Here is a 24,754-nt window from a genome sequence, read left to right as displayed (position 1 = left end):
GGTCAGCGGCAACATCGCTGGCCGCCTTCGGCAAAGATCTAAACAACGGTGGGGCAGGGAAGGTGGCCTCGGCTGATTCTCCGGTCACTCCCGCTGAATCCAGTCCAAGTGCTACAGATCCCAAAGGTGCAGAGAAAAAAACCGAGTCGGATATTTTGACGCGCATCGAGGAAACCATCGTTCAGCAACTGCTGTACGCGGTACCGTCAGATGAACTGCCGAAGAGTCGATTGAAGCGAATCATCCAGGCGTCTTCGTCCATCATCTTGGTGCGTACAATTTTCTACGTTCTGATGATCGTAGGCGTACTGAGACTTTACGTTCCAACAGTCGAGAAGCTACCGAAAATCGACCCGGCTTGGTTGGTCGAATGGCTTCTATGGATCCCGGGGTGGGCAGCTGTTTTGGTGCTGGGGGGTGGTGGCATCTACATGTTGTTCTCGGGGTTGAAGCTGCTTTCCCTGTTCAGCATTGACGGCTTCACGATCAAGGGCGGAAAACTGGAAACGACTCACCACGGCTCCGTGTTGCACAAAAATGTTGATGAAATCGTCTACTGCTTTGAACGCAGCAAAATCGACATCGTGGTGATCGAGGATCTGGACAGATTTGGAATTCATGACGTTTTCACGCGCCTGCGGGAAATCAATTTCATCATCAAGCAATCCCCGCAAATCAAACGACCGGTTTACTTCATCTATGCGCTTCGGGATGAGCTGTTCGCCGTCGGTGAGAAAACGAAATTTTTCGACCTGATCATTCCCATAATTCCCGTGGTCAACTCCGAGAACTCTCGCGAGCAAATGTTCAAGATGCTTCGTGAGCGACAGTTCAATGGGGCAGCGCTGGATGTTGGGCTAAATGACTCATTGGTCGAAACCGTTTGTTACCTCATTGATGACATGCGGTTGATCAAGAATATCGTCAACGAATTCGACATGTTCTCCAGCATTCTCAGCGGTGGCTCCGGCCTGAAGCTTGATCCGAACAAGCTGTTTTCAATCATCGCGATTCGCAATCTGCATCCTGCCGAATACGCTGACCTGGTAAAACGACGTGGGGCCATTTACGAGACCATCCAAGGTTTCAGTGAGTGGCGATTCCAGCAGTCTAGGCAAGCTGAGGATGCCTACCAGGCATTGCGCGAAAAGCGGGAACGGCGGGTACAGGAAATCGCTGAGAGTGTGGCAGAGCTGCGGGCATACGTGTGGTTTGAGCTTCAGAAGGCTTCAAATTTGCCAAGCGCAAACTTTGTCCTGGTGCTACAGGGCAACATGTTTACGATGCTCGATTTAGTGACCGATCAGGTTTTTGACGGGATTTTCAATCAATCGACTCGTTTGCAGATGATCCATGCCGACGTGCAAAGGCGGGTGCTGCAGACGTCAGAGGTTGTGGACTCTAAGGAACTCCTAGCGTCGACGTCATACCAAAAAAGGTATGACCTGCTCCAGCGAACGCTGCTTGATATTGACAATGAGATGGTCGAACACCGAATCGAAGCAGGCCGAATCAATCACCAAACCTTCCGGGCCGCGGCCAAAAAAACCTACGGCGATGTCATCACTCAAAAACTGAACGGCTTGGACGTCGTCATTTACCTGATGCGCCACGGATACTTCGATACCGATTACACGGACTACTTCGGCTACTTCTACGAAGGATCCCTCACATCCGAGGACAAAAACCTGATCCTGGAGCTCAGACGTGGTGTCTCTGTGGACGTCGCGACGGTGATCAGTGCCCCGAAAAAGGCCGTGGAAAAGCTAGACACGGATGATCTGAGCGATGGCAGGGGCATTATTGTCGCGCTGATCGAGCACCTTTCTGGCTGTCCATACACCGATCCTGGCATGAGTCATGAGCGCAGTAAGCTCGCGACTATTCTAAGGAGTGGCCTTGATGGGCACCTGGACAGAATGGCGCAAGCGACCGAAATTTTGATATCGATCGCGGCATCGCCAAAGTTCATTCAGGCTGTTTATGTTCTGGAGCCTGGGTTGTTTCACGCGTTGTTGAACGCTGAACAATTCGAGCCAGCGGTATTGAGACAAGCACTAATCACTGCAGTCATGGATGGATTGGAGGCTGCTCAGCTCCGTGAGCTTGATTCTATGCCTGACAAGAGAATTTATGATGCCATTGCGAGTCTTGAAGATGTCTCGCGCTTGATGCTTGGACTCGAAGCGGGAGGTAAAGGCTGGCCTTGGCTGAAAGAGCTACCGATGCGCTTCTCAGCGTTAAATGACGGCATCGACCTGGACGACCTCAAGAAGCTGATCAAGTGGGGTTGCGTTGAGGTAAACCTGAACATGCTCACGCTGATTTGCCAAAAAGCCGAATCCATTCATGCAAGCAAAGCTGATCATAGTGTAAGCATCATTTCCTATCGTCGACTGCAGGCGCTGGAGATTGAGGGCCTGAATGACCTCCTGCTTGAGTCTCCAGAGGGATTTACGACCACGCTTTTAGCTCAAGTTGGCACGCTGGACGAGTCCGCAGCTTCCTTTAAAGAACTGCTACGGGCCATCTTGAAAGAGTCGGATGATTTAGATGCCGTGGCTCAACTGTTTGATCGAACGGCATGCACCTTCGACCGACTTGAAGACACAACCCCATCGCTGTGGGCGAAAATACTGCTGTCTGATCGGGTGAAATTGAAGGCTATTGCAGTTTGGACATTCTTCCAAGACATACTCGTACCTGCTTTAGAGCATAAAGGTTGCGAAACCTTGGACATGGAGGCCTTCGCAAGCTTTATCCAGCGCTACGCTAAGGAGCTAAGAGGTGATCTCTGGGACTTCAATACCTCCATGCATCCAGAGCTACAAAAGTACCTACTCGGCCCAACAGGCTTATCGAACGAAGCGCTTGAATTGCTCTTAGCGAATGTAGTCTTGAACGATCCTGGAATCCTTAAGGGGCTGCAATCCAGGGAGCGTTGGGAGATGCTTGCAAGTGCGCCGTTTCTGGCGTACAGCCCTGAGATCCGCGAGTGCATCAGGACGTTCAGTGCAGATCTGGAAGCTCCGTATCTTGCGGCACATTGGGTACAGGCACGCGACCAAATTGATCTATCTCAACTGTCGATCGACATGGCGTTACCACTCAGTAAAAGCGGTGCGCTTGAGCTGAATGAAAAAATCCAAATGTGGGCGGCGTTACCGATTGAAGCCTTCGATACCAACAACGAGGCCGTCAAAGAGGTCGCTGTGTTGAGGCTGCAGATAAATGCCACCCGATTGGGATTGTCGCGCGCAAACGTAGTGTTTCCTTTGAGCAATTCCACTTCAGCCAGGAACTTTATAATCATCTGTATACGGTTGTGGAATTCGACAGCCTCAGTTTTGAGGGCCTGCACGCGCCTAATAGCGTCTTCAACTCGGCTTGGGCAGAGTCCGCAACGAATTTCATGGGGGCTAACCTGGAGCGTTGCCGATTCATGCACATGGACGATTTGTACGCAACTTGGCCAGGGATACACGTGTACGAAGGTAACTTTGCGCGTGCAAATCTCGCCGGCGCCGATATGCGTCGTTCCTATCTGCGTAGCTCAGACTTCTTCTCGTGCAAACTTGAAGGGGCAGACCTGCGTGGGGCCAACGTCAACGAATGTGGTTTCGGGGGTTCTCATGGGAAATTTCTTTCTTCGAAGCCAGCCGATCGGTATTCAACACGACAGCGTGTCTCGATGATCTAGATTCTCCTGCGCCAGATAGATCTACCCGCGATAGAGCAATGTAAAACTCATGCGGAATACATCGGCGTTGGTGGGCATGGCCACAAAGCCAAGCACCCGTTTTTAGGCCGGGTGCTGGTTCACACGAAGGCGTGCTCAAATCCTCAGCTCACGGAAGGCCGGCTTCTGGATTGCCTAAATCGCGGCCGTGGGAGTCATGCTTATGTTTTGCTGACGGATCATGGGGTGGCACCTGTTGAGCGTGACCGCCTTCGCTTAAGCCCAAGACGGATAAGTTGTAGCCTGAAGTTGATATTTGCTTCGCGGGCAGGCTGGCCTTAGCGGGGTGTCTGCATTACTGACGCCTGAGGGTGAGGAGCGCATTAATTGCTTTACAGGATCAGGAAATCAGAATGACGAGCCGGTATTCGTCATGGCTTTTTTCTACACGAAACACAATTGAACCGAGTGATCATCCTAGCTGAGGGTTCTCTGCTAGCCTCCTCGCTGCAGGTGCTGACAACCCACCGAACGATACGCTTGAATCGACGTAGCGCAACGCCGACTTCATGTCCTTCCAGCCCACATAATTCATCAAGCCCTTAATGTCCCAACCGTTCGCAGAGGCCCAGGTTGCGAATCCGCGCCGCATCGAGTGACTGCTATACAACTCCGCCGGCAATCCTGCCTCTTTGAAAATGCGGCGCAGCACGGGGATCAGGCTATGCGGCTGCATGGCTTTGCCTGAAAGAGTGCCCCAGCGATCAATCCGCTGGAACACCGGGCCCCTTGCGATTCCGGCAACTGTTATCCAGTTGATGTAGGCCTCCACGGGGCAGAGCATGGTGAGCGCCGGCGTCTGGAACGTAGCGCCTTCATGCTGGCGGTCACCCTTGGTATAAGGCAGAAAAAAAGTAATCCCTTCACCGCTGATGGCTTGCGTGTTCTCCACAGTCAGCCTAGCCAACTCGTCTCCCCGAAAGCCACGCCAGAACCCAATCAAGATAATCGCCACTGAGCGACGGTGACGCACCAGCGATTTGTAATCTCCCCGCTCAATCGCAGCTGCAGCTTCCCCTTCGAGCCATGTGACCGCTTGCTCCAGGTGCTTCAGCAGTAGTGGGGCGGCCTGTTTAACCCGTGCAGGGTGCACGACCCTGATGCCTTTGATCATCTGGCGAACGTCAGGCGTCTTGGTCGGATCAGGGAAGCCCTGAGTGATGTGCCATTGCGCAAGGGCTGCCAGACGCTGCTTCAGAGTGTTGATGGAGAGCTTGTCGGCATACTCAGCCAGGTAGCGAACGACACCCACGCCGGTCGTGGGCAGGTACCCGCCCCAAGTCACCTCGAAGTGCTCGATCGCCGCCCGGTAGCTTTTTCTGGTGTTCTCCCGGGTGCCGGCGCTGAGGTACCGGTCTGCCTTTTCCATCGTTTTTGCCTTCAAAATCGGAGCGCTCCTGCCCGCATACGCCATTGGGCGGTTTCGTGGGTATCACGGCGGCTCAAGAAGCCATAAAGTACTATTATGTGCTTCTGGAATATCAAGATCAAACGGGGTAAAATCCATCTAATATGTTATGTATCTACATGCCATGTAACACAGTACGAAATCGTAGGAGACCCCATGGCTCGAGGCGGAATCAATAAAGCTGTTGTGCAAGAAGCACGTCAGGCGCTACTGGCCAGGGGAGTCAACCCCAGCATCGATGCAGTGCGCGTAGAACTCGGAAATACGGGCTCCAAGACAACGATTTCTCGGTATCTGAAAGAGCTTGAGCCCTCCAGTCCAGGGCCCGTGGCATCACGGGAACGTATGGGCGACATGCTCAACGGCATGGTGCAAACGCTGCTGGATCAGCTTATGGAGGAGGGCCAGGATGTAATCGCCCAGGCGACCGCAGCTTTTAACGTGCAGCGGGCCGCGCTGGAAAATCAGATCATCGAGCTCAGATCGGAGCTGGCTACCGCTCAACGTAATTCGGCCACCCAACAGGCCGCAATAGAGACGCAGAGCGCTGAACTTGTGACCAGCCAGTCCTCGCTTCAGGCGGAGCTGACCCGCAACGCAGGCCTCAATAACCGCTGTACCAACCTTGAGTCTTTGGTTGCTGAAAAGGACAAGCACATCCAATCGCTGGAGGAGAAGCACGTTCAGGCCCGTGGGGCGCTCGAGCACTATCGGGAAGCGGTGAAGGAACAGCGGGATCAGGATCAACGCAGGCACGAGTCTCAACTGCATGAGATGCAGGTTGAGCAGCGGAAGCTGCGGGAGACCATCGCTGTGAAACAGGACGAGTTGACGCGACTGAATCGTGACAATGAACGCCTGCTGGGTGAAGCCAGGCAGCAAACCAAAGCTCTGCACACTCAGGAGGCCTTAGCTCAGTCTCTCAACACTCAAATTCAGGCACTACGTCAGGGTGAGGCCAAGTCAGCTGGAGTGACTGAGCACCTCACGGAGCAGATCTCTGCGCTGCGCGAAGAGGTCAAGGTACTCCACCAGACCGCAGTTGTAGCCGAGCTGCGTGAGCAAGAAACCGCGGTACTGCTGGCGGCTGTACAGAAAGAGAATGAGCAACTGCGGCAGCCTGGGATTGACGAGCCTGGCCTGAAGGAGAGTAGCGATGCCTCCTCAGGGATAGAGGATCAGCAAAATGCCGGGCACGCCAAGCCTTCGAAACGACCGAGGAGTTGAAACATGGATCAGATCACAGGAAATCCACGTAGCCATAATGCAGGCACCTCAGGTTGGAAGTTCGCTCATCAGCGTCTATCCCAAATGCTCATAGAAAGGGTTGAGCCATTCGGCTCCCTTACTCTGCTTATGAAGCTGGATGCCACCGGCGTCAGGTATCAATGGCCGCCCACCCCATCGGCAGATAGAAAGGCCGTAAGAGCCTGAGAGAACATGCCACTCTCATCGGCTTGAAAGGTGCCTAGGGCATCTAGCGACCTATAGTGGCGGAATGCATCCTCTGAGCAGGCACCAATACATAGAGACCGTCATGTCCTTTACTAAGGCGCATCAGGCAGCAATGGCCCAGCAGCGCAACAGGGGGCGATGCCTCCATCACGAAAATGGGGCCCGCTGCGACGCCATCATCTCTGCGCATTCCATCCAGAAGGGCGGCCAGCTCAGCCTGATCGAGGAACAGGGTCACGTTTACCGACTCTCCGCAGATCTCACCTCGTTGAGAGCTAGCGGGGGCAAGCCTCAGCTGAAGAAAGCGGGGATCAATAAGGTTTCTACCTTCCGTGGCATGTGCAAGCACCACGACAACAGGCTGTTCGCGCCTATCGATGATAGGCCACTGACATTCGATCATGAACAGGTTGCCCTCTACGCCTACCGCAGCGTTTGTCGTGAGTACTTTGTCAAAGAGAATGCCGCACGCGCCCTGGCAACTATGATCGACCACCCAGATTTGCCTGAAGCCAACCGCCAATTACTAAAGGATGCCGCTCAAGGTCAGGCTTTTGGTTTTCAGCATCTCCACTGGCACAAAGTCATCTACGATGCGGCACTCGCCCAGAGGAATTTTGCTGAATTCCGATTCATTGTCTTTTGGTCAAGCTCTCCTTGCTCGATACAAGCCACAGGCCTGCTTTTCCCAGATTATGATTTTCTTGGGCGCAAGATCCAGGATTTGGGGCCAGAGGCTGAAGCGCTCGATTTAATGACATTTTTTACGGCCCCCTCTGATCAAGGGTGGGCGTATGTTCTCGCCTGGCACGAGTCAAGCGACCAGACCTGTCAGCTGGTGCGTCAGTCGCTACAAGAAGGCTTCCGTTGCGGTACAAGGCTTGAAGATATGCTACTGCGAATTTCACTGACGTGTGAGAATCATGCTGTCCGTATATCTTGGTGGGATGGATTGAACCCGTCGGCCCAGAGTGCAGGGCTTGCAGCATTGGCAGTGGGGGCTGATCCAAAAGTAGGCGTACCGTCTGACTACCTTGCCCGTGGCTGTGAAGGGCTGGCCGATTGGACATTTGATTCTGTCCAAGACGGATCGAGCGGTTTACACACCTATAGATAGTACGTCCATGCCTCTACGCCTAATCTACGGATGACTGGTACCTGCGGTTCTATCTGAACTTGCCCAGTGAGTCTGGACACTCGTCGGAAGAGATTAATTTCGAGACCACGTGTAGAGGCAATATGTCATCCTTGGCGCCATATTTACCGATGTAATCGCGCCCCTGAATTATTACGGAGTATCAACATGCAACGGACGCCTAACGAGCTCCTCAGTCGGCTATTTGAGTATGCAGAGGAAAGCCTCAAGGAGCTTGATCCGTCGCGTTTTCAGCTAGCGAGCTCTGTTAATGACGTGTATCCACCGGCGGGCCTTTTAGGTCTCCCTGGGTTGCACTTTGATCTCCAATTCACAGGCGACAATGTCTGGCTGCAGATCGAGCGGCTCGAAGAATCACGTGCTCCAGCACCAGTTGATGGCGGCTACAGCTCCCTCATCAAAGTCAGTGACAATCCTGCCAAGCCCCCAGTGCTCTCCGAGCAGGCACTCCTCCAGCTTATCCGCGAGCAGCAGGACAAAGATCCGGAAGGCGATATCGGCGCAGTAGAATCAGAGGTGCGCACGCAAGCTTCGGCTGCGCTTACGACATACCTTATCCAGTGGCACGAATGGGCTGAGCTTGAGAAGCCCCGCCGCAAGACCATCAGTCTCTATGGCGACATGTTTGCATTGATGCAGCAGATGGAGACGGGAAAATCTGCCCGGGAGTTGGTATGGGGCATCGGCGTCAGCGCTTGGACGCTAACAATCAACGATGCGCAGCAGGGATTCAATTATCCTTTGTTGACCCAGGCGCTCGACATCTCTTTGAACGAGGAGAGCATGGCGGTCGAAGTCCGCCCGCGTGCCACAGAGCCGATGATTGAGTTCGATGCGCTGATTAACGCCAATATCCCTGGTGCCAGCGAGTGCGAAAGAGCTATTCGCGATCACCTGGGCAGACATTCCGACTCCCCTTTGAACCCATTCTTGCCATCGACCTTTGCTGATGTGCTCAAGCTCTCGGCCAGAAGCCTCGACAGCAAAGGCAAATATCTGGAAGTGATGGGAGACAGCGCCCAGGGCTTACCGGAACCAGGTGACACACTGCAGGTAAGCGATGCATGGGTCGTGTTTGCGCGCCCCAAACCCAGCAACTGGTTGATCAACGACCTTCGCAAGATCCGGGAGAAACTTAAAGACTGTCTCGAACTGCCTGCCGGCCCGCTTGCGTTGGTGACCCCGGCATCGACGATTGCAATCGATTACCAGCACGTCAACTTCCGGGGGCTGTCTAGCCGAAGCATGGATGGATCGAGGGCTGAGCCCAAGGAACTGTATTTCCCCCTCCCATACAACGACGAGCAGGTCACTATCGTTCAACGTCTGGAGCACGCACCAGGCGTGGCGGTTCAGGGCCCTCCCGGTACCGGCAAAACCCATACGATCGCCAACATCATCTGCCACTACCTGGCGACTGGCAAACGTGTGCTTGTCACCTCACGTGGCGAGCAGGCCCTGAAGGTGCTCCAGTCGAAAATACCGGCTGAGGTTCGGCCACTGACGGTTGCGCTGCTGACCAGTGACCGCGAGGGGATCCGGCAATTCCAAGGCTCGATTGAGGCTATCCAACACCAAGTTTCGCAAATCAATCCATCACTTGCTCGAGGAGAGATTGATCGCCTGCACCAGTCCATTGATCTTGCTCATACCGAGCTGGTGAGGCTTGATCGCCGCGTCAATGAGATTGCCCTGAATCAGCTTTCCGATATCCAGGTAGGCGATGCCAAGTATCGTGCGGAAGAGCTTGCTGAGCTTCTGATGAAGGGCGGCGACCAATACGCCTGGTTTGACGACGAACTTTCGTTGTCTCTCGAACACTCGCTGCCTTTCGACGATGAGTTCGGTAGAAGCTTAAGACAGGCCCGTCGCGACCTCGGACATGACCTTGTCTACGTCAACTCCAGTCTGCCTGAGGTGGAGCAATTACCGGCAGCGGCGGATATCGGCAAGCTTCATGGCTCACTCTGCCAGCTAAAGTCGCTCGAATATGCCCTGGGTCAGGGTGATCTCATACCCCTGATATCCGACAGTGAAGCCGTTGTCGCTGCCGCCAGGAAGCTGGATCTAGCACTAGATCAGTGCGAAGAAAAGCTTGTGGTGTTGCACGACGGCGGGGACTGCGAAATTCCTTGGTCGCTGGAGCTGCGACTCAAGGCGGCAGGTGGACGTTACGACAGTGAGATTTCAGTCCTTGTAGGCATGCTTCCAGCCGCGCAGGCGTTGATGCAACGGCGCAAGGTCATGCTGGAAAACTTTGTCGAATTCCCAGAGGAAGCCTTGGATTGCGAAAAAACGTCTGAGGCAGTGGATAGAGCTACCGAAACAGGAAAGCCGTTTGGGCTGATGAGCTTCGGAGCATCCCAAGCCAAGACACACATCAGCCATGTCCGCATCAATGGCTCAGCTCCGAAGTCTGCCGAGCACTGGAAGACCGTCCAGGACTACCTGAAGCTTTACGCGGAGGTGCGATCCTTCACTGCGCGTTGGAACCCGCTGGCCGAGACCCTGGGGATCCCGCGACTTCAAGCGGGAATGGCCCATCTGCGGCAACTGGAGCTGACCGTTAGTACAGTTCAGGCGGCTCTCGAGCTCACCTCACGGTACGTCGACAAGGTACAGCCGCTTTGCGAGGAGGTCTTCGCAGATGCGCCGGATAACATGCATCGGCTGACAATCGCCGAGATTCGTGGCCTGCGGGATCATCTCACTCAAAACCTTGCGCGATTAGATCTCAGTATGGCGGGCGCCTCGCTCGCGATTCTGCAGGCCAAAGTCGCGGGCGAGAGCCCTATCGCCTGCCGGCTTCGTGCATTCGTTCTGGAGTGCCTGGGCAGCCCGGATCAGGATACGCATCGGATCGTATCCCAGTATGTAGACCTGCTGACAGAATTGCAGCGGATCAGAGAACTCGGTGTCCTCCTGAATCATGTCAGGGAGGGCGCGCATCGGGTGATGACAGCTGGAGCGGAAAAGCTCTCCGATAGGTTGTTGACTGTCCCCGTTGAGAACGGTGCTGAAGACCCGGCTTTCCCAAGTAGTTGGAAGGAGGCGTGGCAGCATGCGCAGATACGCTCTCACCTGCAGAGCATCGAAGCGCGTCATGAACTCGTCGAGCTAAACGGCAAGCGGGTAAAACTCGAGGCTGGCCTGGCGCGTATGTATCGGGAAGTGGTGAGCCGTGCGGCTTGGCTGTCCACTAAGGCCAATGCCAGCCCCCTGGTACTGCAAGCGTTAGCCGGCTACTCGACAGCAATACGCAAGATAGGGCAGGGGACAGGGCCGAACGCGGAGCGTTATCGCCGCGATGCTCAACAGTGCATGCAGGATGCTGCCGGCGCTGTGCCATGCTGGATCATGAGTCATGCCAAGATTTCTGAGTCCATGCCGGCGGAAATCGGCGCCTTCGACCTGGTGATTGTGGATGAGGCGAGCCAGTCAGACTTATGGGCTTTGCCGGCTATCGTCAGGGCCAAAAAGGTACTGGTAGTAGGGGATGACAAGCAGGTTTCTCCCGATGGCGGTTTCAAATCCGGCAAGAGGATCGGCGAGCTTCGTAACCGGTTCCTGAATGACCAGCCCTATGGCGCCGACATGACGCCGGATAAATCTCTTTACGATTTGGCATCGCGCGTATTCGCTGGCCACATGGTTATGCTGCGTGAGCATTTCCGCTGCGTCCCTCCCATCATTTCCTATTCCAACCAGTTCTACGGCGGTGCGATCCAGCCCCTTCGAATCCCTCGACCATCCGAGCGCCTCGATCCACCGCTGGTGGACATCTACGTCAAAGACGGAGTGAGGAACAAGAAGGGCTGCAACAAGCTTGAGGCCGAAGCCATCGTTGAAGAAATCCAGGCACTTATCAAGGACGACAAGTATGCGGGTCGCTCGATTGGTGTGGTGACGCTGCTAGGGGGCATGGAACAAGCCAAATTCATCGATTCGCTAGTACGTGAACGATGCCCGGCCGTGGAGCTCCACGCTCGCGAATTTGCGTGTGGTGACGCCAGCACCTTCCAGGGAAGCGAGCGCGACATCATCTTCATTTCCATGGTCGCAGATCCGGAGAACTGCCATCCGCTTTCAGGCAATGCTGCTGAACAGCGGTTCAACGTAGCCGCTAGCCGTGCGCGTGACAGGATGTACCTGATTCGCTCAGTCACTCTTGATCACCTCTCCCAGAAAGACGTTCGTCGTACACTCCTCGAGTACTTCAGCAAACCGCTAACTGAGCAGGAGGTCGATCAGGATGGTCTCATCAAGCTGTGCGAGTCTGGATTCGAGCAGCAGGTATTCAGCAGATTGGTTGAGCGAGGATACCGAGTCATCCCGCAGGTGAAGAGTGGGGCATTCAGGCTCGACATGGTCGTAGAAGGCGCAAACGATAATCGTCTGGCCATCGAGTGTGATGGTGACGCTTTCCATGGCCCCGATCGCTGGGAGGCAGACATGAATCGCCAACGTATCCTCGAGCGTGCAGGCTGGACGTTCTGGCGGTGCTTTGCTTCGTCCTGGAGCATGCATAAGGAGGAAATCTTCGGAGAACTTCTGCAGCGCCTAGCTGAGCTTGGGATCGAACCGACTAATGCCTTGGAAAAGCTCCCGGCGGTAGTAGAGCTACGGGAATGGTCATCCGCGGTTAGCACATCCATGGATGAAGATGACGAGGACATCGGCGAGTTGGCAGCATCACCGACTGCCGGTGAGGAGCAGCAAGTCCTAGCGATCTGAAGAGTTGACTCACCGCGCGCGCGATCGGTTGTGTGCGGCAGTGCCAAGCTTGGAACTCCAAGAGGTATAGATTCCGTATCCTAAACTGCAGGACGTTATTGCAAGTTGTTTGGGGTCTGAGTCATTCAACTTGCTGAGCAAGGAGGAAGTCGTCGGGGACTGTTGAAGTAGCAGAAGCTGGGGCAGGGGCCCCGTGTCCAAAGCCGGCATTGTCATTAACCCCATCTGGTGACTGCAACCACTCAGGAGTGCTCAGGCAAGCGTAGTGCGCAGGCGTGAGGATGCACGCCCACATGGTCGAGACGGCTGCTCCGCGGACGGCTCAATTCACGACAGTCTAACTCGTAGAGCCACAGCCAAAACGGCTGAAATGCCTACCCATAGGCTGACTTAGCCTTGGGAAAACAGGTTGGCTTTAAGCGGCTGTCCGGTTCGAAACCAAGGCGGTTGTCAGACGCCGAATTTCACCCGCTGCTTGGGCAATATCTGGGTTATCTGAGGCGGTGGCCGTATCCGCAAGGCTCTCCCTGATCGAGCAGGTGATGCGCCAGAGCCCTTTGTGATCATAGGCGCCGAGCGAATTTTCCCAGGGAAACAGGCTTGATGCCGGCAAAGGCTGGCTTGAGTCAATATTCAGATAAATCAGGTATCGATCGAATACCCGGGCAAAAGCAGGGGGCAACGGGACTGCGGCAGCATTTTTAGGATGGCTTTCTAGCCATGTGCCGTGCGAATTGCGCATGAACTGATTGACACGCCCGGGGCTTGAGGCGGTACCCAGCACCTGCCACATCGGTCTGGCTGTGTATCTGGCGATGGTTAGATACATTTCAATCACGTGAGATTTATGAGTGCTAAGCAGGCTCGGGAGCGTTTCAAGAATCCATTTCATCACGACGTCCGAAATTACGCCTCTTACTTGCGGCGGCTTGAAAGTCAGCGAGTCCAATTTCGCAGCAGCGACGTTTGGCCGAGTGGCAGACACGTCCTTGAGGTAGAAGTCCATGAATTGGGTGGCGCACCTGATCTCGCGCTTCCAGACGTTCTCGTCGATAGTTCCGCTCGAATCGGCGGCACGGGCCGCTTGGAATAACTTCCAATGCGGATTTATAGGGCAATCCCAGAAGTCCATACCCGGGTTTATAAGGAATCGGGGCTGGCTGCTAGCGCTGGCCCAGGCACTGTCCGGAGTTTGGATAAAACCTGCATAGTTTTTGAAGTCGGCGGGCGTCCAATCAAGCAAGCAGAGATTGTTGGCGAAGCTCCAGTTGAGCATCTTTTCCAAGCCATTGATGCATTTGTAGTACTGCAGGTGCGGCGACTGGGGATTCCAATTATGTGCAATCCAATTGATGAACCGGTCGGCGTACCAGGTGCTCATGAACGGCAGGCACGAGTCGTTGACTTCACTTAGGCGGGCTGAGACGTGAGCGTTGGCTGGGAACCGTTTTACTCGGTTAGGTCGCCAATGGTCGTACGGCGGGAAGATCGGGAATGGGATGAACGGCCGCGTCATAGGGGAACCGGCAAGCTAGAATCGTTTGTTAGTCCTATACGTGTAGCAGAGCGATTGCCGTACGGCCAGTCTTCGGAGGTAACACGGGCAAACCGGAGATTAGTGACAGAGCTTCATGGTAGAGAGGATGAGGATGTGTGTTCAAGATGCTGAATTTTCGGGAAACGGGGTTTTGTGCAAATGTCACCGGAGGTTAGTGATATTGGACAACATCATGAACATATCTAACATAGCACCTCGTTTAACATAATATACATTACACGTAACAAGATGTTTCGAGGCTAGCCTGGTTGCACGCAGATCTGGCGCAGCTGATTTCCCCCTCAGCCCTCATGCTCGTGTCAGCTGCTCAATCAACGCCGAATGCTCAGGAAACGCCTCGCACAGTTTTTGCCTGTCGCCCATCTGCATATCCGCGAAATCAAACCCTGGCGATACCGCTTCACTGATCAAACCCAATCCTGCTGATCCACTCAAGAGCCGCGAAGCTTTCCAGACGCCGCCCGGTACATGTAGCTGCAATAATTCTCCGGCCATGACATTGCTGCCCATCACGACAGTTTTCAATTCGCCGTTCGGGAAAATCAGGCTGTACTGAATGGCGTCGCCCAGATGGTAGTAATGCATGATGTCCGATTGGTTCAGGTGGAATTGGCCGATCGGAGACTCGTTGGTCAACAGGTAATAAATGGACGTCATCAAATAACGCGGACCATCAGCCGTCTCGACCAGAGGCTGCTGATCAGCCTGAAACGTTCTTCGATAGTAACCACCTTCAATATGCGGTTCCAGGTTAAGCGCGGACACTAAGGCTTCGCTTTTCAGCTGCACTTTTTTGCTCCAGATCCAATGATGGCAATTAGCTATACTAAATAGCCCTTTAGTCGAGTTGGCAACTGATTATGCGCGGACTTGTCACCGGTGCTGACCACTCGGAAGTTCGCTGCACTGAATTCATGGCAACAAATAAAGCTTTGCTACCATTATTGAGAGTCACCGAGGTGGCCTGCTTTCACTTCCTCACATTGATCCACTCATTTCAAGCCTACCTGACCACATGGGGGCACGATGCGCATTCCATTATTTTACGCAGTATCAGCTGTACTGTTTCTTAGTGGATTTTCTTGCCTGACCCTGGCGCAACCATTGGATGCGGCCGCAAATGCTGCCGATACAGCGCCCGTCACGGCGGCGGCCAAAGATGCCGTATTTACTCAGGAGCAGCTGGATCAGATGCTCGCTCCCATCGCGCTCTACCCGGATCCACTGCTCGCACAGGTACTGATGGCAACCACGTACCCCGGCGAAATCGCCGAGGCGGTCACCTGGTCCAAAGCTCACCCCGACGCCAAGGGCGATGATGCGGTCAAACAAGTGGCGAGCCAGCCCTGGGATCCGAGCGTGCAGGCGCTGGTCGCCTTCCCGCAGGTCCTGGCAACGCTGGGACAGGATCCCGTTTGGGTACAGCGTCTGGGCGATGCTTTCCTGGCGCAACCCGACGATGTCATGGAGGGAGTGCAACGCTTGCGTCATCAGGCGCAAGCGGCAGGCAATCTGCAGAGCAACCAATATCAGAACGTGACGGTTCAAGCGGCACCGGCCCCCGCGCCCACAACCGAGGCCCCTGCCCCTCCCCCTGCCAGCACCTCCACCATCATCATTCAACCCTCCGATCCGCAGGTGGTGTACGTACCCACTTACAACCCGACAACAGCCTACGGCACCTGGGCCTACCCAGCGTCGCCGCCCGTTTACTATCCGCCGCCGCCAGCCTATTACCCCGGTCAGGCATTGCTGGCTGGACTGGCGTTTGGTACCGGTGTGGCGATCATCGGCTCGTTGTGGGGTGATTGCGACTGGGGCAATAACGACATCGACATTGACGTCGACCGCTACAACACTATCAATCGCAACAACCAAATCACCAATAACAAGTGGCAGCACAACGCCGCTCATCGCGATGGCGTTCCCTATCGAGACAATCGGAGCCGCGAACAATTCGGCCGACAACTGGACGGTGCCAATCGCCGTGACGCCTATCGAGGGGATAATGCTCAGCGAGCCCAGGCTCGTGAAACTGCCCGTAGTTCCATGGACAGGCATGGTATCGAAAGACCTGCCACCAGTAATCGCGAAGCCCGTGATCGAGCGCGCGCAGCGCAGTCCGGAACTTCGGCGGGCAATCGGATGCAAGGAGGTGCGCAGAGACCGGGATCGTCTGACAGAAGCCAAGGCACCGCCAGAAACACTCGGGAAAATCAGCAGCCCCGCAGAGAGACCGCTCAGGCAAATCAGCGCGGGAAGGACTTCTCGCAGGCGCGCCAAGGTGCACAAGGACGGGCGTCCGCCAATACGGGCAGAGCCCGCAACAATGCATTCGCTGGCGCGCGCTCGCCGTCCCAGTCCAACGTTCAAGCCAATCGTGGACGGACCAGCCAGGTATCAGCTCAGCGCCCCAGTGCCTCGCGATCTGCCGGTCATCAGATCAGTCGGCCGTCGAGTCCACCAGCACGTTCAAGGGGGGGCCGTCGTTGAAAAACATTCCTCGAGTGAAGTCACTCATGGGCCCGGTCCCTCATGTATTGGCGATAGCCGCTGGCGTGGCATGGTCGTGCATGGTGATGGCACAGCAATCATTTCCAACACCCGAAAAAGCCGCTGAAGCGTTCGTCGAGGCACTGGGCACGGAACACGCCGATCAGGCACGCCTGACAGAGTTGCTGGGTGCTGAATGGCACAGTTACATCCCGCGCGAAGGTGTGCAGCGCAGCGATGTGGACGCGTTTCTGAAGCAATACCGCGAGCAGCATCACATTGAAAAAACCGGAGATCGCAAGGCGGTCCTTTCGGTTGGCAATGACCACTGGACATTGCCTATACCCCTGATCAAAGTCGAAAACGGCTGGCGCTTCGATATCAAGGCCGGTAACGCGGAAATACGTGCCAGACGAATTGGCAGCAACGAACTCGCCGCGGTGCAATCGGTGAAGACCTATCACGACGCCCAGATGGACTATGCGTCAGTGGATCGTGACGGTGACGGGGCCCTCGAGTATGCGCAGAAAATCTTCAGCACGCCCGGAAAGCACGACGGGCTCTATTGGGCGGACGACGATAGCGGCCAGATCAGCCCGTTGGGTCCTTTGTTCGGTAAAACCATTGCCGGCGAAGACTGGCATGGCTACCACTTTCGCATCCTTGAGGGCCAAGGTCCTTCGGCACCTGGCGGCGCCTTCAGCTATTTTATCGGTGACAAGATGAGCCGTGGCTTTGCACTGATCGCCTGGCCGGCAAAATACAATGACACCGGAGTGATGAGCTTCATGATCAGTCATGAAGGACAGGTGTTTGAGAAAGACTTGGGGCCCGATGGAGCCAAACTGGCGCAGTCGCTGAAGCGCTTTGATCCAGATGACAGTTGGAAGGTGGTGACAGCAGATCCCGAGTAACCGTTTTATCTGGGCCTCACCGGTGATTGTCGGCGAGGCCCGCCCGCGCCCTTCAGCTCAATGCGTCTTCCCGGATGAGCTTCTTGTTGATTTTGCCGACGCTGGTCTTGGGGATCTCGGCGACGAATTTGAACTGCTTGGGGATTGCCCATTTGTTGATTCGCCCACGCTCGACAAACGCTTGCAGGTGCGCTTCCAGGATTTTGCGATCGACGTAGTGGCCCGGCTCGCACACCACCAGCGCCATGGGCCGTTCACCCCACTGCTCATCGGCGATGCCCACGACCGCGACCGATCGGACCGCCGTGTGTTCGCTGATCAGGCTCTCCAGCTCCAGGGAGCTGATCCACTCCCCGCCTGTCTTGATCACGTCCTTGATTCGATCCTTGATTTCCACGCCGCCCAGTGGGTCGATTGAAGCGATGTCGCCGGTGTGCAGCCAACCGTCCTGCCACAGTTCTGCGCCCTTTTCGGGTTCCTTTAAGTAGCCTTGCGTCAGCCAGGGTGCGCGCACCACGACCTCACCCAGGGATTCACCGTCATGGGCAACGTCGTTGCCGCTAGCGTCGATAATTTTCAGGTCGACCATCGGCACGGGTGTTCCGGTCTTGATCCGAGTCGCCAATTGGTCCTGCACGGATTTTTCGAGGTCGTCATCACGAAGGTACGTGAGGCACAGCAACGGACAGGTTTCCGACATGCCGTAGCCGCTGTGCACTTGAATGCCTTTGGCACTCGCGTCGCTGGCAATGCCCAAGGTCAGCGCGCTGCCGCCCAGGAGCATTTTCCAGCCATCAAAACGAGTCTGCTGCGCTTCTTCGCAGTTCAGGATCATTTGCAAAATGGTCGGCACGCAGTGAGAAAAGCTGACTTTCTCCTCTCGGTAAAGCCTGACCAGGCTGTTGGGCTCGTATCGGCCCGGGTATACCTGTTTCAGCCCCATCAACGTGGCGACATAGGGCACACCCCAGGCATGCACATGAAACATCGGGGTGATCGGCATGTAGACGTCATCGGAGCGCAGCAGCGGCAGCCCCTGATACACGCCAAGCGTGCCTGCGGCGTTCAAGGTGTGCAGGACCAATTGGCGGTGGGTGAAATACACCCCTTTCGGAGCGCCGGTGGTGCCCGTGGTGTAGAACAGGGTCGCCACCGAGTTTTCATCGAAGTCGGGAAACTCATACTGGTCCGACGCCTGCGACAGCAGCTGCTCATATTCCCCCACCATCGGCAGCGCTGTTGCGGTTGCCGTGTCGTCGGTGAGTTGCAGGTAGCCTTTGACGGTTGTGAGTTGCTCTTGAATCTGTTCCAGCAGCGGCAGGAAATCGTCATGCACCAGGACCAGGTCGTCCTCGGCATGGTTCATGGTGTAGAGCACCTGATCCGGCGACAGACGAATGTTCACGGTGTGCAACACCGCGCCGATCATCGGCACGGCAAAAAAGCACTCCAGGTAGCGATGGCTGTCCCAGTCCAGCAGTGCCACGGTATCCCCGGCCTTGACGCCGGCAGCGGTCAAGGCGTTGGCCAGTTTGCGGATGCGCTGGTTGAGGGTCTGGTAGCTGTAGCGCAGCTTGTCGGCATACACGATTTCCCTGCCCGGTTCGTAGCGCACGCCGGACAGCAACAAGCGCTTGATCAGCAAGGGATAGGCATAGGCGCCATCGGCGGGCGGAATTATTTTTGTCGCCATCATGGTTGTTGTTCCTGGTCCTCAAATAACAGTGGCTCAGTAGCGCGAATCGTTGAATCGAGCGGTCAGAACTGCGTCGCATCCAGCTGAAACAGGCACTCGCTGCCGGCCCGGGCCGACGCACTCAACGAATGGATACGTGGCAATAGGCGAGCGAAGAAGAAACGTGCGGTGCCCAGTTTGCTGGCGTAGAAGTCATCCTCGGCCTGCTTGCCCAGGGCGGCCCTGGCCATGAGTGCCCACATGTAGGCGTACGCGGTGTAGCCGAACACCTGCAGGTACTCGACCGAGGCTGCACCGATTTCCTGCGGGTTGTTCGCGCTGCGGTCCAGCAGCCATGCGGTCAATTCGTCGAGGGTGTGCAGGGCGGCGTTCAGCGGTTTGGTGAACTCAGCAAGATCAGCGCTGGCGTTGGCGGTGAAGTGGCGCATTTCGGCGGCGAACAACCGGTAGAGCGCCCCGCCGCTGCCGACAATCTTGCGTCCGGCCAGGTCCAGTGACTGGATGCCGTTGGTGCCTTCGTAGATCTGCGTGATTCGCACATCACGCACCAGTTGCTCCTGACCCCACTCACGAATGTAGCCGTGACCTCCAAACACCTGCTGGCCATGCACCGTGGTTTCCAGCCCCATGTCGGTGAGAAACGCCTTGGCCACTGGCGTCAGCAGCGACACCAGCTCCTGCGCGCGGTTGCGGGTTGCCGCGTTTTCACTGTATTTGGCCGTGTCCAGTTGCATCGCCACGTAGCTGGAGAATGCACGTCCGCCCTCGTTCAGGGCCTTCATGGTCAACAGCATGCGCCGCACGTCCGGGTGGACGATGATCGGATCGGCAGCCTTGTCCTGATGCTGTGGGCCAAGCGGCGAACGGCTTTGCAGACGGTCGCGGGCATAGGCGACTGCGTTCTGGTAGGAGCGCTCACCCAACGCCAGGCCCTGGATACCCACACCCAGGCGTTCGTAATTCATCATTGTGAACATCGCCGCCAGGCCTTTGTTCGGCGCATCAATGATCCAGCCAGTGGCGCCGTCAAAGTTCATCACGCAGGTGGCAGAAGCCTTGATACCCATCTTGTGCTCGATCGAACCGCACGACAGCGCGTTGCGCTCCCCCAGCGAGCCATCGGCGTTGACCAGCACCTTGGGCACCAGAAACAGCGAAATCCCTTTAGGACCGTCCGGCGCATCCGGCAACCGAGCCAGGACCAGATGAACGATATTTTCAGTCAGGTCGTGCTCGCCGCCGGTGATGAAAATCTTGCTGCCACTGATCTTGTAACTACCGTCGGCCTGGGGCTCGGCACGGGTGCGGATCAGGCCCAGGTCTGTACCGGCATGTGCCTCGGTCAGGCACATCGATCCAGTCCAGGTGCCGGCGTACATGTTCGGCAGATAGCGTTCCTTGAGTTCCTCGCTGGCGTGGGCGTTGATCGACAGGCACGCGCCGGCGGTCAGCATCGGGTACAGGCCAAACGACAGGCTCGCGCCGTTGACCATTTCCTCGACCTGCGCCGAAATGACCTTGGGCATGCCCATCCCACCGAACCGCGGATCACCGCCGACGCCGACCCAACCACCGTCGGCGAACGCCTGGTACGCCGCGGCAAAACCATCCGGCGCCTGTACTGCGCCATCCTTCCACGTACACCCCTGCTCGTCGCTGCTTCGGTTCAGCGGAGCAATGAACGCGGCGCTGATCTTGCCGGCCTCTTCAAGGATCGCGGCGGCAGTTTCTTCATCGATCACCTCGGCCAGGCCCGGCAATGCGGCCCACAACCGGGACACCTCGAAAACCTCGTTGAGTACAAAGCGCATGTCGCGCAAAGGAGCGTTGTAAACAGACATAGTTGGCTTACTCGGAAAGGGTCAGGGTGTGAGGCACGCCCTGGCGTTGGGAGGTGTCGGTTTCACCGGTTTGCGCCGCCGGCGCTCGCGCAACGGAGCGAGGCTCCAGCGACGCCCCGCGCAGCAAGAAGTAAGAAAGGGCCGGGATCAGAATCAGCGCGCCCAGCATGTTCCACAGGAACATGAAGGTCAGCAGGATGCCCATGTCAGCCTGGAACTTGATCGGCGACCAGACCCAGCACACCACGCCCGCCGCCAGGGTGATGCCGACCAGCCCCACTACCCGGCCGGTGAACGACACGGCGTTGCGGTAGGCCTGAGTCAACGGCAGCCCCTGGCGCTGGTAATGCAGTTGCACACTGAGCAGGTACAACGCGTAATCGACGCCGATCCCCACCCCCAGTGCGATCACCGGCAGGGTCGCGACTTTCACGCCGATGCCCATGGCGACCATCAGTGCCTCGCAGAGGATTGAGGTCAGGACCAGTGGCAACAGGGCAACCAGGGTGGCGCGCCAGCTGCGGAACGTGATCAGGCAGAACACCGTCACCGCCGCATAGACGTAAAACAGCATGGTGCGATTGGCTTCGCGCACCACAATGTTGGTCGCGGCCTCAATACCCGCCGATCCGGCCGCCAGCAGAAACTGGCGCTCGTCGCTGTGGTTCTCACGGGCAAAGCGCTCGGCGATGCCCACCACGGCATCCAGCGTCTCGGCCTTGTGATCCTTGAGGAAGGTAATCACCGGCATCAGCGAACAATCGGTGTTGAACAACTCCGGGGAATTGACCGAAGCTTGCTGCGCGGCGTAGTTCAGCACGTCCTGGTTGCGCTGGATGCTGTTGAGCTTTGGATTGCCCTCATAAGACCCGGCCGTGATCTGGCGCACCGCATTGACCAGCGAGGCCGTCGCCTGCACGCCTGGATACTGTTGCAGTTCCCAGGCCAGGCGGTCGGCGAGGATCAGCGTCTTGTAGTTCAGGCAGCCTTCGGGGGCGGTCTTGATCATCACCGCGAACAAGTCGCTGGACAGCGCGTAATGGCTGGTGATGTAGGCGTTGTCACGGTTGTAGCGCGAATCGGCACGCAACTCCGGTGCACCGCTTTCCAGGTCGCCGATTTTCAGGTGCAGGCTGACCATGAAACCGCCAATGCCCATCAGTGCCGCGACCAGCACGGCGCCCGTGGCCCACTTGGCCGTGGTGAAACGGTCGAGCACGTCCCACAGTTTGCCGAACCCCTTGTGCACATCTGCACGGGAGTCGATTTTCAGTGCGCGTTCGGCAGCCTTGGCGCCGACGCCGACGTAAGACAACGCCACCGGCATCAGCAGCAGAGAAGTGAAGATCAACACCGCCACGCCGATACTGGCGGTAATGGCCAGGTCGCGAATCACCGGAATGTCGATCAGCATCAGCACCGCGAACCCGACGGCATCGGCCAACAGTGCGGTGACACCGGCAATGAACAGACGGCGAAAGGTGTAGCGGGCGGCGATCAGCCTGTGGGTGCCACGGGCGATGTCCTGCATGATCCCGTTCATCTTCTGCGCCGCGTGGGACACGCCGATGGCGAAGATCAGGAACGGCACCAGCACCGAATACGGATCGATGGCATAGCCCAGCCAGGCGACGATGCCGAGCTGCCAGACCACTGCGATCAGCGAGCAGCCGACTACCAGCAAGGTGCTGCGCACACAACGGGTGTAGGCGTAAATGATGACCAAAGAAGTGACCACGGCCAGGCCGAAAAACATCATCACCTGGATCAAGCCGTCGATCAGGTCTCCCATCAGTTTGGCGAAACCGATCACCCGGACCTTGTACTGGCCCTTGCCCTCCTCCCCGGCCTTGCGCGCGGCGCTATCACCGGCGAATTCGATCTTGTCGCGCAATTGCTCTTCGAGCACCTGCGAAAAAGCGTGGTAGTCGATGCGCTTGCCGCTGGCCGTGGCCTTGTCCAGCAACGGCACGATCAGCATGCTCGACTTGAAGTCGCTGGCAACCAGGCTGCCCACGATGCCGGCGCGGGAGATGTTCTGGCGCAACTGTTCAATTTCTTCCGGCTTGCCCTGATAGGTATCGGGCATCACCGGGCCACCCTGGAACCCTTCCTCGGTGACTTCGGTCCAGCGCACCGCCGGACTCCACAACGACTTCATCCACGCACGGTCGACGCCTTCGGTGAGGAACAGTCGGTCGTTGACCTGCTTGAGCACGTCCAGGTAACCGGGGTCGAAGATATCGCCCTGGGTATTCTCCACCACTACCCGCACCGAGTTGCCCAGACCGCGCAGCGATTGGCGGTTTTCCAGGTAATTCTTGATGTACGGCTGACTCTGCGGAATCATTTTTTCGAAGCTTGGGCGCAGTTCCAGGCGTGTCGCGGCCATGTAGCCCAATACGACGGTGGCCAGCGCCATCAGCAGCATGAACAGCGGGCGGTAGTTGAACACCAGCCGTTCCAGCACGTTGCCGGATTGGTGGTCGAAGTCCCGCAGATCGCGGATCACCGGCATGGTTTCTTGTTTGGTATGGCCCATGTCTGGGTTCTCGCTCTAAGGGTTCGAGGACTTATTCAACGGACAGCGTCCGTGCACCACGGCTGCCAACCACCAACAGTGCACCGTCGGCGGCGCGCGTGACGCCGGTCACCGGTACCGGTTCGACTTGCTGCACGAAGCGCATTTGCGCGCCGCTGCCCTGGCTGACCAGCATCTGCCCGCCCTGGGTGAACAAACGGTAATTGCCCTGGGCATCGATGATGCCGGCGGTGATGCTGACGTGCAGGCCGCTATCCAGTGCCGCCCAACTGCGGCCGCCATCGGTACTGCGCAGCACATTGCCGCGCAGGCCGTAGACCAGCGTTTCGCCGGGCTTGCCGAGAACACCGAAGAAGCTGCCCTGATAGGGTGTTTGCACAGCGGCGAATCGTTGCTGGTGGTCATCCCATTTGAGCAACAGTCCCTGCTCTCCGGCGATGTACAGCGCGTCGCCGGTTGAAGCGATGACGTTGAGGTGAAAGCCCTGCGGGTTGTCGGTGCGATCCTGGAACGGTGTCCAGTTCTGGCCGCCATCCTCGGTGCGCAGGATCAGGTTGAACACCCCTACCACATAGCCGACGCGGTCATCGGTGAACCAGACATCCAGCAAGGGTTTGTCGGCGCCCTGCTCCGCCAGGCGTTCGCCTTCAGCGACCAATAGGGGCCATTGTTGGTTGTCGGGTTCGGTACTGGCCAACGCCTGGTAATGCTTGACCAGCAAGGCACCGATTTCGCGACCGTCCAGTTGCTTGCGCCAGGTCATACCGGCGTCATTGCTGTGCAACACCACGCCGTCGCCACCCACCGCCCAGCCTTCAGTGGCTGAAGGAAAGGTCACGGCATTGAGATCGGCGCTGACCGGCGCCGCAGCCTGTTGCCAGTGCTTGCCGGTATCGTCGGAATAGAGAATGTGGCCACGCTGGCCGACGGCGATCAGGCGCTCGCCCGCGCGGGCCATCCCGGATAACGGGCTGCTGACCGCGAGGGTGCTGGCCCTGGCCGGCAGATCCAGCACGTCGACATAAGCGGACGCGTGGCTGAGGCTCTGCAACATCGCAAGCAATGCGCCAAGCGCCAGCTGCAGGTAATTCTTGTACGAACACATACCGCGTCCTCTTCGCAAAACCGCGACGGAACACACATCCGTGTGCCCAACGTTCAAACCCCGTGCCCGCAACGATCGGCATACACCGATCGTCGTGCGGTCACGCAGCCTTG

The 24,754-nt window shown here is 56.9% G+C and carries 13 protein-coding genes and 1 pseudogene; 7 read left to right on the top strand and 7 right to left on the bottom strand.

All coding sequences use genetic code 11. From position 1 onward, the window contains the following. Positions 1–5: 5 nt before the first annotated feature. Positions 6–3,212 (top strand): annotated as a pseudogene (locus ACYZTL_RS02415) (YobI family P-loop NTPase); the annotation flags it as partial. A gap of 200 nt (positions 3,213–3,412) precedes the next feature. Beyond that, entirely contained in the window at positions 3,413–3,700 is a 288-nt protein-coding gene (locus ACYZTL_RS02410; RefSeq protein ID WP_461954239.1) for a pentapeptide repeat-containing protein, read from the top strand. A gap of 451 nt (positions 3,701–4,151) precedes the next feature. Here ACYZTL_RS02410 and ACYZTL_RS02405 read toward each other — a convergent pair whose 3' ends face one another. Continuing rightward, positions 4,152–5,108, bottom strand: coding sequence for a tyrosine-type recombinase/integrase (locus ACYZTL_RS02405; RefSeq protein ID WP_461950424.1), 957 nt, complete (start codon positions 5,106–5,108; stop codon positions 4,152–4,154). A 195-nt stretch (positions 5,109–5,303) separates the two neighbouring features. Here ACYZTL_RS02405 and ACYZTL_RS02400 point away from each other — a divergent pair, with 195 nt between their 5' ends. The 3 genes from ACYZTL_RS02400 to ACYZTL_RS02390 all read left to right on the top strand — a co-directional run bounded on the left by ACYZTL_RS02400 (position 5,304) and on the right by ACYZTL_RS02390 (position 12,492). Beyond that, a complete protein-coding gene (locus ACYZTL_RS02400; protein ID WP_461950423.1) occupies positions 5,304–6,374 on the top strand; it encodes a DNA-binding protein in 1,071 nt (356 codons plus the stop codon). Positions 6,375–6,684: 310 nt separating this feature from the next. Continuing rightward, the gene (locus tag ACYZTL_RS02395) at positions 6,685–7,719 is read left to right on the top strand and encodes a hypothetical protein (RefSeq protein WP_461950422.1); all 1,035 of its coding nucleotides are present in this window, start codon (positions 6,685–6,687) and stop codon (positions 7,717–7,719) included. Positions 7,720–7,905: 186 nt separating this feature from the next. Further along, complete coding sequence (locus ACYZTL_RS02390) at positions 7,906–12,492, top strand: AAA domain-containing protein (RefSeq protein WP_461950421.1); 4,587 nt, start codon at positions 7,906–7,908, stop codon at positions 12,490–12,492. A gap of 415 nt (positions 12,493–12,907) precedes the next feature. On the opposite strand, the gene ACYZTL_RS02385 is transcribed toward ACYZTL_RS02390, so the two are convergent. Then, positions 12,908–13,873 carry an integrase gene (locus tag ACYZTL_RS02385; protein WP_461950420.1) on the bottom strand — a complete coding sequence of 322 codons (966 nt, stop codon included), beginning with the start codon at positions 13,871–13,873 and terminating at the stop codon, positions 12,908–12,910. A gap of 465 nt (positions 13,874–14,338) precedes the next feature. Next, positions 14,339–14,839, bottom strand: coding sequence for a cupin domain-containing protein (locus ACYZTL_RS02380; RefSeq protein WP_461950419.1), 501 nt, complete (start codon positions 14,837–14,839; stop codon positions 14,339–14,341). Positions 14,840–15,076: 237 nt separating this feature from the next. Here ACYZTL_RS02380 and ACYZTL_RS02375 point away from each other — a divergent pair, with 237 nt between their 5' ends. Beyond that, positions 15,077–16,543, top strand: a complete 1,467-nt coding sequence (locus ACYZTL_RS02375; RefSeq protein ID WP_461950418.1) for a DUF3300 domain-containing protein — start codon at positions 15,077–15,079, stop codon at positions 16,541–16,543. Positions 16,544–16,569: 26 nt separating this feature from the next. Next, entirely contained in the window at positions 16,570–17,457 is an 888-nt protein-coding gene (locus ACYZTL_RS02370) for a DUF2950 domain-containing protein (RefSeq protein ID WP_461954238.1), read from the top strand. 52 nt (positions 17,458–17,509) lie between these two features. Here the strand turns inward: ACYZTL_RS02370 and ACYZTL_RS02365 are convergent, their stop codons facing one another. The 4 genes from ACYZTL_RS02365 to ACYZTL_RS02350 all read right to left on the bottom strand — a co-directional run bounded on the left by ACYZTL_RS02365 (position 17,510) and on the right by ACYZTL_RS02350 (position 24,641). After that, positions 17,510–19,153 (bottom strand): fatty acid--CoA ligase, encoded by a 1,644-nt coding sequence (locus ACYZTL_RS02365; protein WP_461950417.1) that lies wholly within the window; start codon positions 19,151–19,153, stop codon positions 17,510–17,512. Between the two features lie 62 nt (positions 19,154–19,215). Next, the gene (locus tag ACYZTL_RS02360) at positions 19,216–20,994 is read right to left on the bottom strand and encodes an acyl-CoA dehydrogenase C-terminal domain-containing protein (protein WP_461950416.1); all 1,779 of its coding nucleotides are present in this window, start codon (positions 20,992–20,994) and stop codon (positions 19,216–19,218) included. A 7-nt stretch (positions 20,995–21,001) separates the two neighbouring features. Beyond that, positions 21,002–23,536, bottom strand: a complete 2,535-nt coding sequence (locus tag ACYZTL_RS02355) for an efflux RND transporter permease subunit (RefSeq protein ID WP_461950415.1) — start codon at positions 23,534–23,536, stop codon at positions 21,002–21,004. Positions 23,537–23,567: 31 nt separating this feature from the next. Then, positions 23,568–24,641 carry a WD40/YVTN/BNR-like repeat-containing protein gene (locus ACYZTL_RS02350; protein ID WP_461950414.1) on the bottom strand — a complete coding sequence of 358 codons (1,074 nt, stop codon included), beginning with the start codon at positions 24,639–24,641 and terminating at the stop codon, positions 23,568–23,570. Positions 24,642–24,754 lie beyond the last annotated feature (113 nt).

Source organism: Pseudomonas sp. LB3P81, assembly GCF_054897965.1.
The sequence above is the reverse complement of the archived record's forward strand: the minus strand, read 5'-3'. Positions and strand labels throughout refer to the sequence as shown.

What these genes read in the sequence shown, in the direction of transcription:
- ACYZTL_RS02400 (WP_461950423.1), top strand. Translation starts at nt 5,304, where the DNA reads ATGGCTCGAGGCGGAATCAATAAAGCTGTTGTGCAAGAAGCACGTCAG.
- ACYZTL_RS02370 (WP_461954238.1), top strand. Translation starts at nt 16,570, where the DNA reads ATGGGCCCGGTCCCTCATGTATTGGCGATAGCCGCTGGCGTGGCATGG.
- ACYZTL_RS02360 (WP_461950416.1), bottom strand. Translation starts at nt 20,994, where the DNA reads ATGTCTGTTTACAACGCTCCTTTGCGCGACATGCGCTTTGTACTCAAC.
- ACYZTL_RS02390 (WP_461950421.1), top strand. Translation starts at nt 7,906, where the DNA reads ATGCAACGGACGCCTAACGAGCTCCTCAGTCGGCTATTTGAGTATGCA.
- ACYZTL_RS02355 (WP_461950415.1), bottom strand. Translation starts at nt 23,536, where the DNA reads ATGGGCCATACCAAACAAGAAACCATGCCGGTGATCCGCGATCTGCGG.
- ACYZTL_RS02365 (WP_461950417.1), bottom strand. Translation starts at nt 19,153, where the DNA reads ATGATGGCGACAAAAATAATTCCGCCCGCCGATGGCGCCTATGCCTAT.
- ACYZTL_RS02410 (WP_461954239.1), top strand. Translation starts at nt 3,413, where the DNA reads ATGGGGGCTAACCTGGAGCGTTGCCGATTCATGCACATGGACGATTTG.
- ACYZTL_RS02405 (WP_461950424.1), bottom strand. Translation starts at nt 5,108, where the DNA reads ATGGAAAAGGCAGACCGGTACCTCAGCGCCGGCACCCGGGAGAACACC.
- ACYZTL_RS02375 (WP_461950418.1), top strand. Translation starts at nt 15,077, where the DNA reads ATGCGCATTCCATTATTTTACGCAGTATCAGCTGTACTGTTTCTTAGT.
- ACYZTL_RS02395 (WP_461950422.1), top strand. Translation starts at nt 6,685, where the DNA reads ATGTCCTTTACTAAGGCGCATCAGGCAGCAATGGCCCAGCAGCGCAAC.
- ACYZTL_RS02385 (WP_461950420.1), bottom strand. Translation starts at nt 13,873, where the DNA reads ATGAGCACCTGGTACGCCGACCGGTTCATCAATTGGATTGCACATAAT.
- ACYZTL_RS02350 (WP_461950414.1), bottom strand. Translation starts at nt 24,641, where the DNA reads ATGTGTTCGTACAAGAATTACCTGCAGCTGGCGCTTGGCGCATTGCTT.